The sequence below is a fragment of the uncultured Flavobacterium sp. genome (genome assembly GCF_963975005.1).
Taxonomy (GTDB): domain Bacteria; phylum Bacteroidota; class Bacteroidia; order Flavobacteriales; family Flavobacteriaceae; genus Flavobacterium.
Genome location: NZ_CAXBFR010000026.1, coordinates 16,757 through 28,671, shown reverse-complemented (window position 1 = coordinate 28,671; position 11,915 = coordinate 16,757). Strand labels below are relative to the sequence as shown.

Here is an 11,915-nt window from a genome sequence, read left to right as displayed (position 1 = left end):
TTTAATAACTCATGGTACTTTGTTGAAGTAAATGTCGATAAAAATGGAAACTATATAAGTGCTTATGAATTTCCTAAAAACGATTTACTAAATTCAACAATAACAAAGGAGTTAAAAAATAAAAAAATAAACATATTCAGATTAAGGTCAAGTCCCTTGGATCAACTTGTTTTAATATTTTTCAAAGACGATGAAGTTTACTTTGGTAAATCTGATAAAATAAACAATTTTATTTTAAACTCTAGATATTAATAAAAGCACATCAATCACTAATTAAATTAAAAATCCAATCTATGGATTGGATTTTTTTTGCATTTATTTTTTAACAAAAAACCTTTTGTATTAAATAATGAATTACCTTTATAAGTATTTTGTTATCAGTTATTTATGACTTATTTCAAATAAAAGGTAACAAACGAATACGTTCTTTGATATATAGTTGAATTAACACTCTAAATTTAAACTATTATGAAAAAATCATTACTTATCTCAGTTATTACTTTTTTGTTTTCAATTTCAATAAACGCTCAAACAGGAACAGGTTGTTGGCGTACGGTTTCAGCTGGACAAAATTTCTCTATGGGAATTAAAATAGACGGAACTCTTTGGGGTTGGGGAATGAACGGAAATCTTCTTGGTCTAAACGGAAATATGGCCAATCAAAACTTACCAATCCAAATTGGCACTGCTAATGATTGGGCAACAGTTTCTGCTGGAACAGTTCATACTTTAGCTGTAAAAACTAACGGAACTCTTTGGTCTTGGGGAAATGGACAATTTGGTCAGTTAGGAAACGGTGTCTTTAATTCTGCTACTTGGACAGTTACTCAAGTAGGATCTGCAACAGATTGGCAAACTGTTTCTGCTGGAAACAGATTTAGTTTAGTGATAAAAACAAATGGAACTTTATGGTCTTTTGGATTAAACAATTTAGGCCAACTTGGAATAAATAGCATTATAGATCAAAGTGTTGCAGTGCAAGTTGGAACTGCTTCAAATTGGTTAAAAATTGATGCTGGAAATCAACATTCGTTAGCGATTGATAACGCTGGTCTTATGTATGCTTGGGGAAATAATACTTTTGGTCAACTTGGTGACGGAACTATTAACACTAGTTTATTTCCTACTTTAATTGGATCAGCAAATAATTGGTCTGAAGTTTCAGCTGGATTTGATCATAGTTTAGCAATTGATACTTCAGGATTTTTATATTCTTGGGGAAACAATGTTAACGGTCAACTTGGTGATGGAACTAATACTCCTACTAATTTACCAATTCCAATTAGCTTTAGTTCTGACGGAACTCCTTCTTTATGTTTGGCAATTTCTGCTGGTGAAACTTTTTCTTTAATTATTAAAAATGATAATACTTTAAGGTCAAGTGGATTTAACAATAGTGGACAATTAGGTCTTGGAAACAATACAAATACAAATGTTTTTAATCAAGTTGGTACAAGTAATACTTGGCAATTAATTTCTGCAGGAAATTTACATTCATTAACAATGGAAACTACAACTAGCACTTGGTCAACTGGTAGAAATATTGAAGGTCAACTAGGAATTGGAAATAATACTCCATCAAATACTTTTCAAAATGTTTCATGTCCTACTACTTTAGCTATAAACAATATAATAAAGGATAAAAGAAATTTAGTTGCTTATCCTAATCCTACAAATGGTTTTGTGAATATTGATTATACTATGGACAAATCTGAAAAAATAACAATAACAGTAACAAATATTCAAGGTCAAGTTATTACTATTTTAAAATCTGAAAGAAATTCTGGGTTACAAAGTAATCGTTTAGATTTTTCTAATCAATCTAACGGAATTTACTTTATTACATTAACAACTGACAACAGTAGTATAATGACTAAATTAATTAAGAACTAATTTACTAAAACAAAAAAACACTTAACAGATTATTAAACTTGTTAGGTGTTTTTATTTTGTGATAGTAAGTATTATCCAAAAACCTCTTCCTTTTTCCCATCAAAACTAGCAAAAACCATTGTAGGATGTGAATCTTGATGAAACATATTTCCCTTTTTATCTATAGCAATTGCACCTGCAAAACCATCATAAGGCTTTAATTCTTCAAAAGTTTTTTCAAAAGCTTGTTCTAACGTAAATCCATCTGTAACTCGAGTTACAATTTTTGCAGCAGTTGCATTACTTGTAATATCTTCTCCAACACCAGTTAGACTTACACCACAGTAAGCATTTGCATAATTTCCTGCTACAGTTGCCGAATCAGAAACTCTTCCTACAATTTCGAAACCTTTTCCACCCGTAGAAGTTGCTACTGCAATGTTTCCGTTTTTATCAAAAGCCACACAACCTACAGTTCCTTGACCGTTTGATTTTGCTTTTGCTTCATATTCAGCTTTTCGTTGTGGAATTTCAGTAGAGAATTTTTCAAAACCATGATTTCTTGCAAATTGAGTTGCACCTTCACCACTTAAAACTCTATCATCAACATGCAATAAAATTTCAGTAACCTGAATGGGATTTTTAACTTCTTCAATATTAATAACACCACTAAATTTATTAGTCATACCATCCATTAAAGAAGCACTCATTCTAATTTTTCCATCACTCTGAATTTGAGAACCAATTCCAGCATTAAACAAGGCATCATCTTCCAACAAAGAAACTGCAAAAACTACTGTTTCTAAAGCAGAATGCGTTTCCATATAAGTATAAGAATCTTTTACAATTCTCAATAAAGCATTTTGTTTAGCAACTTTTGTCGTATCTGATGTCGATGATTCCGAAAAAAATCCACCGTGAATAATTAATTTCATAGAAATATGATTTTGGAATATAGAAAATAGTCAGCAGATGTAAAATCTACTTTCTAAAATCTGCAATATTTTTTTTAAACGTGTTGAGAAGTATGAATTTTCATTTTATAAGTACTCAAATCAAAAAGATCATGCATACTCATTACGTGAGTAACTAAATGATTTATAGAAATTGGTTCGCCTAATGAAATTTCAGTTAAATTAGTTTCTTTTATTTCTTTTCCATCCACTAAAATTACCAAACCAGAACCAATAGCTTCCATTTGATTGTTATTCTTAATTAAAAGTCCGGTATCTTCACCAAGTCCAATTCCTAACAATCTTGGATTACTAACAACTGCTTGAAACAAACGACCAATTCGGCCACGTTTAACAAAATGCGTATCAATAATCACATTGTCAATTAACGAAAGACCACTTGTGATTTTTACTTCACCTTTTAATAAGGCTTCACTACTACTACCTTGATAGATCATGTGATTAGATGCTGCAGCTGCACCAGCCGAAGTTCCTGCGTAAACAAATTCTTCATTTTCATACTTATCCAACAACATATCATGAAACTTTGTTCCACCCAAAATAGATGTCAAACGCAATTGATCTCCACCCGTAAACATAACAACATCAGCTGCTTTTAAACGAGCTAAAGTTTCCTCACTATTGGCTTGTTCACGATTTTCGATATTTAAAACATCTGTGTTTTCTGCTTCTAAATAATGTAAAGCTTTTACATATTCTGCTCCAACTTCTTTAGGAATACTTGATGCAGTTGGTATAATTTCAATTCTAGATTTTTCTTTATGCTTCGATTCATCAATAATACGTTTCAAAATTCCTTTTTCAAAGAAATTAATATTTTTTGCTACGTCTTTATCGAATTTATTTTCTGTAAAACTGCCTTTATCAACAGCTCCACCAATAATTATTAATTTACCTTTACAGTTCATATAGTGTTATATTTCCCCCAATTAGTATAAATTCTATTGATCGAATTCATTTGGTAAAAGTAACAAATTCATACCATCAACCTTCAATTTTATTTTATTTTATTTTTGAGCAAAACACTTAGCTTATTAACAATCTATTTTTCTGCTATCCATTCTATCTTTTTTTTCAAGTTACTTTTAAAAAGAAAAAAGAAGTACAAAAAAGGATGCCATTCCTATCAGGGCTTGAAGATAATCCTCTTTTGTATTAGATAATGTTTCTAAAAGTCTGAAAATCAACATCCGATTCAAATAAAAAAAATATTTTTAAATTTCTTTCAAAAAAAATAAAATATTAAAACAAAAAATCCTTAATTTTAACAGATTCGTAACTATTACAACAATAAACAAAGACCAATAATGAAAATACTTAAAATTCAAGCCTTACGTGGACCAAACCTTTGGAGTGTAAAAAGAAAAAAACTAATCCAAATGCGATTAGATTTAGAGGAAATGGAACAATCTCCAACCGATAAGATTGAAGGTTTTCGTGAGCGAATTGAAGCAATGTTTCCAACCATGATAGAACACAGATGTTCAGAAGGTTGTAAAGGTGGTTTTTTTATGCGGGTAGAACGAGGTACTTGGATGGGTCATGTCATTGAACATATTGCCTTAGAAATTCAAACACTTGCCGGAATGGATACTGGTTTTGGTCGAACCAGAGAAACCAAAACACCTGGAATTTATAATGTAGTCTTTAGTTATACAGAAGAAAATGTAGGAGTTTTTGCAGCTGAATCATCAGTACGAATTGCCGAAGCTCTAATTTCTGGAACTGATTATGATTTAGAAGCTGATTTACAAAAAATGCGTGAAATTCGTGAGCGCGTTCGACTTGGACCAAGCACAGGAAGTATTGTAGAAGAAGCTGTTGCAAGAGATATTCCTTGGATTCGTTTGGGAACAAATTCCTTAGTACAATTGGGTTATGGAATTAATCAAATGCGCTTTCAGGCAACTATTACATGTAAAACTAGTAACATTGCGGTAGATATTGCTTGTGATAAAGAACAAACTAAAAGAATGTTAAACATGGCTTCAATACCTGTTGCAGATGGAGACATTTGTGTAGACGAAGAAGACTTAGAAGATACAATCAAAAAAATAGGTTACCCAATTGTTCTAAAACCTTTGGACGGAAATCATGGAAAAGGTGCATCTATAAACGTAAAAACATGGGAAGAAGCTGTTGAAGGTTTAACGTATGCCAAAAAATATAGTAGAAGAGTTATTGTAGAGAAATTCGTAACTGGTTTTGATTTCAGGGTTTTAATCATTGATAATAAATTAGTTGCTGCTGCTAAAAGAGTGCCAGCAAATGTTGTTGGTAACGGAAAAAATTCAATCCAACAATTAATAGATATTACCAATAAAGATCCAAGACGTGGTTATGGACACGAAAATGTATTAACTCAAATAGAAATAGATAGAGATTCAGAAGATTTATTAGAAAAATATGGTTACACCGTTGACACAATTCCTGCAAATGGTGAGGTAGTTTATTTAAAATCAACTGCAAATTTAAGTACAGGTGGAACTTCAGTAGATGTTACTGATATGATGCATCCAGAAAATATTTTTCTTTGCGAAAGAATTTCAAGAGTTATTGGATTAGATATTTGTGGTGTAGATATAATGGCCGAAAACTTAACGCAACCTCTTAAAGAAAATGGAGGTTGTATTTTAGAAGTAAACGCAGCACCTGGATTTAGAATGCACTTAGCTCCATCTGAAGGATTACCAAGGAATGTAGCTGCTCCAGTAATCGATATGCTTTATCCTCCAGGAAAAGAAAGTCGCATTCCAATTATAGCAGTAACTGGAACAAATGGAAAAACAACTACTACTCGTTTAATTGCTCATATTGTAAAAAATAATGGGTACAAAGTTGGTTTCACAACATCAGATGGAATTTACATTCAAAACCACATGATGGAAAAAGGAGACACAACTGGTCCACTTTCTGCAGAATATATTTTAAAAGATCCGACAGTAGAATTTGCCGTTTTAGAAACAGCTCGTGGTGGAATTTTGCGTTCTGGTTTAGGCTTCGGTCGTTGTGATATTGCCGTAATGACAAATGTTGCTGAAGATCATTTAGGTTTAGCTGACATTCATACCTTAGAAGATTTAGCAAAAGTAAAAAGTGTTGTAGTTAGAAGTGTAAAAAAAGATGGTTGGGCCATTTTAAATGGTGAAGATGAACAATGTGTAAAAATTGGAGAAAGTTTAGATTGCAACGTAGCTTATTTTAGTTTAGACGAAGAAAATCCATTTATAAAAAAATTAAGCAAAGAAGGTAAAACTGTTGCGGTTTATGAAAATGGATATATCACAATTAAAAAAGGAGAATGGAAAATTAGAGTTGAAAGAGCAACTCACGTTCCTTTAACATTAAATGGAAAAGCACGTTTTATGATTGCTAATGTTTTAGCGGCAACTCTTGCGAGTTATTTATGGGGATTTAAAACAGACGATATCAGTTTATCTTTAAAAACATTTATTCCAAGTGTAGCTCAAACTCCTGGACGAATGAATATTTTTGAGTTTAGAAAATTTAAAGTATTAATTGATTTTGCTCACAATCCTGCTGGATATCGAGGAATTGAAGATTATTTAAACAATATAGAAGCTGCTAAAAAAATTGGAATTATTGCCGGTGTCGGAGACAGACGTGATGAAGACATTAAAGAATGTGGTTTAATCGCGGGAAGAATGTTTGATCATATTATCATCAGACAAGAAAAATATTTACGTGGTAGAACCGAACAAGAAATCATTGATTTAATCTTAGAAGGAATTAATGAAGCAAACAGCAATACTACTTATGAAATAATTCCATTAGAAACAGAAGCTATAAAACATGCAATAGACACTGTAGAAGAAGGTGCATTTATTACAGCTTTAAGTGATGTAGTTGCTAATGCCATTGACATTGTTCAAAATTATTTGGATAAAGAAAATGAGGAACAGAATGTTTAGAAATTATATAAAGTTTTAAACGATTCTAAAAGTGAAAATTTATTTAATGAAAACGAAGATTCATTTAATCATATTATAAAAAACAAAAACCCAAATTCAATAATTAGAATTTGGGTTTTTTATCAAAACAAACAATTATTTAATTTTTATCTAGAACTGTAACTTCATTTTTGTTTTTAATTGCAGCATCTAAATTAGCTTGTAAATCTTTTTCTTGCATTCTTCCTTTAGCTTTTTTGTTAGCTGCTAGAACTTCTCTGTGATTGTATTGAGGTGTATTTAATAAATTAAGATTGTCATTTTTAGTTGGAACCATAGCATTAGTATAAGTTCCGTTACCAAATGAACCAAAAGTATTCCATCCCATATACCAAATACTTCCGTCAGCTTTAGTCAACATAGTTGCTTGAAATCCTTTTGCTTGAACAGTTTTCCAGTTTTTATTAGTTCCAATTTGTACTGGCACATTACGATTTTCTGTAGTTCCATCACCAAGTTGTCCGAAGTTATTTCTTCCCCAAGCCCATAATGTTCCGTCGTTTTTAACGGCATAAGAAACAGCAAATCCAGCAGAGAAATCAATCCATTTATCAGCAGAAACTAATTGTGGTCTGTTTGTATAAGTAACTAAATCACCACTTCCTAATTGACCCATACTAGATTCTCCCCAAGCCCAAATTGTTCCGTCAGTTTTTTGAGCGATAACATGGTTTTTTCCACCCTCAATTCTAACCCAGTCTTTATCATTATTTACTTGTGTTGGTAAATAAGTGTTCCCAACTCTTGAATCTGCAACTATTAAATTAGAATCATTTAATCCCCAACCCCAAATTGTTCCATCTTCTTTAATTGCGAAGGCCGTTTTATTTGTAGTTGTAGCTATATCACCCCAATTTGAAGCTTCTCCAATTTGAATAGGTGACAATTCTTGAGCACTTTTTGTTTTATTTCCCATTTGGTTTGAATCATTTTGACCCCAAGCCCAAATTGTTCCGTCTGCTTTTATACCAACAGTAAACAAATAAGATGGTGCAACTTTAATCCAGTTTGAATCTTCACCAACTTGATGAAAGTATTCAACAACTTGTTCTTCAGAGTTAATTCCTAAAGCACCATATTCGTTACTTCCACAAGCCCAAAGTGTTCCGTCTTGTTTGATAGCAAATGTATTTTTAATTCCTGTTTGAACTGTTTTCCAATCTTTTTCTTCGCTTAGTTTAACTGGTTTAGGTTCGTTTTGACTTAAAGTTGCCAATTGACCTGAAGACGCATAGCCCCAACCCCAAAGAGTTCCATCAGATTTTTTAGCTGTAGTGTGACCACCACTGAATGAGTAACTTTCAAAATTTTGTGCATTTAAAGATAATGTTAATGCAAGGATCGATATAGTAAGTAGGTTTTTCATGAGAATAGTATTTTTTGAGACTAAAAAAGTCTAATTGTTAAGTTTGTTTTGGGTACTAGAATTCTAGGCTGAATTTCTTCAGCAAAAAAATTAATATAAAAATAAAATAAGGTATCTTTAACTATTTGACCTCGAGGATTTAATTCAACTTATTCATGCAAGGAACATAAACAAGGTGAGAATTTCTTCAAACAGAAAATGATAGTAGATTTGGGAATAATTCTGAAATTAATAAAGTAGAATTTATCGCTTTTTTTTGACTCGATAAATTTTATAATGATAGTTTACAAATTCGTTTTTTTCGATTTGAAAAAAAGCATCTTGTTTTGGATGTGTAGTTTGCTTTTTCATGACTAAATAATTGTTTGTTTGTTTTTGATATGTTAAAACTACAACTAAAAATTAATACATTACAAGTACTAATATCATGAATGAGGGTTTTATGTAAAACAAAAAAGGTTTAACCGTAATTAATGATTATTTTTAACAAAAAACTTGTGTTATTTTTACACTATTTGTCAAAACATTAAAATATTATCAGTAAAAAACATAAATCAATTACTATTCTTAAATACTAAAAAGGAAGAAAATACACCTATTAAGTCTTTTGCTTCTTCTTTCTAGCAGCAGGGAACAATACATTATTCAATATTAATCGATAACCTGGCGAATTTGGATGTAAATCTAAAACTGTCGGAGCATCTCCTACTCTATGTTGAAAATCTTCTGGATCATGACCACCATAAAAAGTAAACATTCCTTTTCCTTTTGTACCATGAATGTATCTTGCTTCTCCATTTATTTTACATTCACCCATAATTAAAACATTTGATTTTACTTTAGATGCATCAAAAGCAGTAGTTTGTCCCATAAAACCTTTCACTAAAGTAGTATGATTTTGGCATAACATTGTTGGAATTGGATCCCATTTTGCAGAATATTCCATTAACGAAAAATAATCATTATCCATAGCAAGTGCACCTTTCCCATGATCATTTGTTGTATCAATATCAGAAAACTCATAAACCATTGGACTTCTTTCTAAAATATAATCTTTAAAAGCAAATGTGTTTGAGTAATCAATTTTAGATTGATAATTGGCATCGCTTTCGTCACCATCAAACATAGGTTCACAAATATCTACGTTTTCAGCAGAAAGTGCAATATCAAAACTATCCGTTGCCGAACACATAGCAAACATAAATCCACCACCAATTACATAATCCCTGATTTTTATAGCAACTGCTCTTTTTTCTTCAGAAACTTTACTAAAACCTAATTTTGTAGCTAATGCTTCTGCATCTTTCTTTTGTTCTATATACCAAGGTGCATTTCTATAAGCCGAAAAAAACTTTCCATATTGACCTGTAAAATCTTCATGATGCAAATGCAACCAATCGTATAAAATTAGTTGATCACTTAACACTTCTTCATCATAAATTTCTGTATATGGAATCTCTGCATAGGTTAAAACCATTGTTACTGCATCATCCCAAGGCTTTTTACCTTTAGGTGTATAAACTGCAATTTTGGGAGCTTTCTCTAAAATTACGGTTTCCTGATTTTGAGATGGACTGCTAATATCTTCTAAAATTGTTGCCGTTTGTCCATCAGATATAATTTCAAAAGTTACGCCTCTAATTTGGCATTCTTTACGAATTTCTTCGGCATCAGGAAATAAGAATGAACCTCCACGATAATTCAACAACCAATTGACTTTGTAATTTTTTTCTAAAGCCCAATATGTAATTCCATATGCTTTAAGGTGGTTTTGTTGCCCTTCAGCTTCCATTGGAATTAATACAAATGAAGCTTTTGCTGAAATGGTAAATAATAAAAAAAGTATGTATAATGAATTTTTCAAAATAGTTATATTTATCCAAAGATATAAAAATTGGTTTTAAAAAAACAGTTTTTAGAAATGGTTTGTGAAACAGGAACTTTAGCTTATTAAAAGATGATGAAAAATTCCTACTTAACTTAAACTTGATATAAAAATTAGTAAAACATTAAAACTTTATACATTTTTCTATAACATAAAATGCATGTTTGACTATTTTTAATTTAAATTCGATTCGTAATGTTTTTTAAATTAACTACATCATTTTGAATTGCATATACTACTAATCCAGCAATGTTTTTTGATTCTGTTTTTAATAATAAATTATTACGATGGCCATCGACAGTTCTGGGACTTATGAATAATTTATCGGCTATTTCATTGGTGCTATATTGTTGACAAACCAATTCTAAAATTTCTTTTTCTCTAGTGGTAAGATATTCTTCATCAAAGCTACTTTTTGTTTTTTTAGTTCCAAAAATTAATCCTTCTTGAATAATACTCATTATTAAATCATTATAATAAAAACCCTTTGAAGCAACTTCATTTATCGTATGAATCATATCATTTGGCGAAGAATTTTTAACCAAATAAGAACAAGCACCTTCTTGTATCATATTAATAATAAAAGGTTTAGTATCATAACTAGTCAATGCTATTATTTTAATTGTAGGAAATTTTTTGTGTACTTTTTTTGTGGCTTCTACTCCATTTAAAAGAGGCATTTTTAAATCCATTAAGATTATATCAGGAAGGCTTTCTTGATTATCATTCAAATAAGCAAGTAACTCTTCACCATTTGAAGCTTCAAAGACAATCTCAATATTTTTCTCGCGCTCAAGCAAGAATAAAACTCCTTTTCGAAATAAAATCTCATCATCTACAAGTGCTATCTTTACAGTTTCATTCATAATTTAAAAATTTAAAACGCCTTTTACTCCATGGTTAATAACACTTTCTATTTTAAATTTTCCATTTAAAAACTCTACCCTACTTTCAATATTTTTCATTCCTAAACCTTTTTTATTAGACTCATAAGTAGCGTCAAAACCTATTCCGTTATCTTCATAAGTCAATATGCGATTACTTTCTCTTTTATCTAATTCAACCTTAATTTTTGTGGCTTTCCCGTGTCTTATGGAATTATTAACCAGTTCTTGCAAAATTCTAAAAAGATGCAAATGATTATTTTTATCTATTTCATCAAAAACATCTTGTTTGTATGGATTTTGATACTCTATTTCAAGTAAATTACCATTAGAATAATTAGTACAGAGTTCTTCTATAGCTACATGAATACCAAATTCTTCAAAAATAGGTGGTAATAAATCATGTGATATTCTTCTAGTGCTTTCTAAAACTTTTGCAGAAACATCAATAATATTTGATGTAATTTGTTTTATTTCGGTTTCAGATAGATCTTTAACATTCAAAAAATGACTATTTAATGAAATTATATTAATTTTTGAACTTATATCATCGTGTAAATCTCTTGCAATTCTCTTACGTTCCTTTTCTTGTGTTAGAATTGCAGCGTTGAGCATTTCCTTTTGATATTTTATTTCTATATCTTTTTTTTCTATTTCCTTTTGAATTACTTTTTTTCTTGAGTAATAAATAAAAACTAATACGGAAATAGTTAATAAAATAAAAGCCAAGAATGTATAAACTATAGCTGATACAAGCTCTCTATCATTTATCATATATTTTATTTGTTTTTTTATAAAAAATCTCTCTCCATTCTAGAAGTATAAAAATCTGATATACAATGTACAATAGTAAATTAAGTATCCATACTATCTTACTTAGTGCTAAATCTAATCTTGAAATTAAATTTCCTGACAAGAATAAAACAGTACTTCCAAACAAATATAATAGTATTCCTGTATTTA

At 30.4% G+C, this 11,915-nt stretch carries 9 protein-coding genes; 3 read left to right on the top strand and 6 right to left on the bottom strand.

Annotation, left to right across the window (positions count from 1 at the left end; translation table 11 throughout):
- Positions 1 to 252, top strand: a 252-nt coding sequence (locus AACZ53_RS05115; RefSeq protein WP_339835355.1) for a hypothetical protein, incomplete at its 5' end; no start/stop codon positions are given.
- Between the two features lie 216 nt (positions 253 to 468).
- Positions 469 to 1,893, top strand: a complete 1,425-nt coding sequence (locus AACZ53_RS05110; protein WP_339835353.1) for a T9SS type A sorting domain-containing protein — start codon at positions 469 to 471, stop codon at positions 1,891 to 1,893.
- A gap of 71 nt (positions 1,894 to 1,964) precedes the next feature.
- Here the strand turns inward: AACZ53_RS05110 and AACZ53_RS05105 are convergent, their stop codons facing one another.
- Entirely contained in the window at positions 1,965 to 2,807 is an 843-nt protein-coding gene (locus AACZ53_RS05105) for an isoaspartyl peptidase/L-asparaginase (protein ID WP_339835350.1), read from the bottom strand.
- A 74-nt stretch (positions 2,808 to 2,881) separates the two neighbouring features.
- Entirely contained in the window at positions 2,882 to 3,754 is an 873-nt protein-coding gene (locus tag AACZ53_RS05100; RefSeq protein WP_026717047.1) for a cyanophycinase, read from the bottom strand.
- Between the two features lie 399 nt (positions 3,755 to 4,153).
- Here AACZ53_RS05100 and cphA point away from each other — a divergent pair, with 399 nt between their 5' ends.
- The gene (gene cphA, locus AACZ53_RS05095; protein WP_339835345.1) at positions 4,154 to 6,778 is read left to right on the top strand and encodes a cyanophycin synthetase; all 2,625 of its coding nucleotides are present in this window, start codon (positions 4,154 to 4,156) and stop codon (positions 6,776 to 6,778) included.
- A gap of 139 nt (positions 6,779 to 6,917) precedes the next feature.
- On the opposite strand, the gene AACZ53_RS05090 is transcribed toward cphA, so the two are convergent.
- The 4 genes from AACZ53_RS05090 to AACZ53_RS05075 all read right to left on the bottom strand — a co-directional run bounded on the left by AACZ53_RS05090 (position 6,918) and on the right by AACZ53_RS05075 (position 11,726).
- The gene (locus tag AACZ53_RS05090; RefSeq protein ID WP_339835342.1) at positions 6,918 to 8,183 is read right to left on the bottom strand and encodes a hypothetical protein; all 1,266 of its coding nucleotides are present in this window, start codon (positions 8,181 to 8,183) and stop codon (positions 6,918 to 6,920) included.
- 598 nt (positions 8,184 to 8,781) lie between these two features.
- Complete coding sequence (locus AACZ53_RS05085) at positions 8,782 to 9,975, bottom strand: asparagine synthetase B (RefSeq protein ID WP_339835357.1); 1,194 nt, start codon at positions 9,973 to 9,975, stop codon at positions 8,782 to 8,784.
- Positions 9,976 to 10,247: 272 nt separating this feature from the next.
- Positions 10,248 to 10,934, bottom strand: a complete 687-nt coding sequence (locus tag AACZ53_RS05080; protein WP_339835339.1) for a response regulator transcription factor — start codon at positions 10,932 to 10,934, stop codon at positions 10,248 to 10,250.
- Between the two features lie 3 nt (positions 10,935 to 10,937).
- Entirely contained in the window at positions 10,938 to 11,726 is a 789-nt protein-coding gene (locus tag AACZ53_RS05075) for an ATP-binding protein (RefSeq protein WP_339835336.1), read from the bottom strand.
- Positions 11,727 to 11,915: the final 189 nt, after the last annotated feature.

What these genes read in the sequence shown, in the direction of transcription:
- AACZ53_RS05075 (WP_339835336.1), bottom strand. Translation starts at nt 11,726, where the DNA reads ATGATAAATGATAGAGAGCTTGTATCAGCTATAGTTTATACATTCTTG.
- cphA (WP_339835345.1), top strand. Translation starts at nt 4,154, where the DNA reads ATGAAAATACTTAAAATTCAAGCCTTACGTGGACCAAACCTTTGGAGT.
- AACZ53_RS05090 (WP_339835342.1), bottom strand. Translation starts at nt 8,183, where the DNA reads ATGAAAAACCTACTTACTATATCGATCCTTGCATTAACATTATCTTTA.
- AACZ53_RS05105 (WP_339835350.1), bottom strand. Translation starts at nt 2,807, where the DNA reads ATGAAATTAATTATTCACGGTGGATTTTTTTCGGAATCATCGACATCA.
- AACZ53_RS05100 (WP_026717047.1), bottom strand. Translation starts at nt 3,754, where the DNA reads ATGAACTGTAAAGGTAAATTAATAATTATTGGTGGAGCTGTTGATAAA.
- AACZ53_RS05080 (WP_339835339.1), bottom strand. Translation starts at nt 10,934, where the DNA reads ATGAATGAAACTGTAAAGATAGCACTTGTAGATGATGAGATTTTATTT.
- AACZ53_RS05085 (WP_339835357.1), bottom strand. Translation starts at nt 9,975, where the DNA reads ATGGAAGCTGAAGGGCAACAAAACCACCTTAAAGCATATGGAATTACA.
- AACZ53_RS05110 (WP_339835353.1), top strand. Translation starts at nt 469, where the DNA reads ATGAAAAAATCATTACTTATCTCAGTTATTACTTTTTTGTTTTCAATT.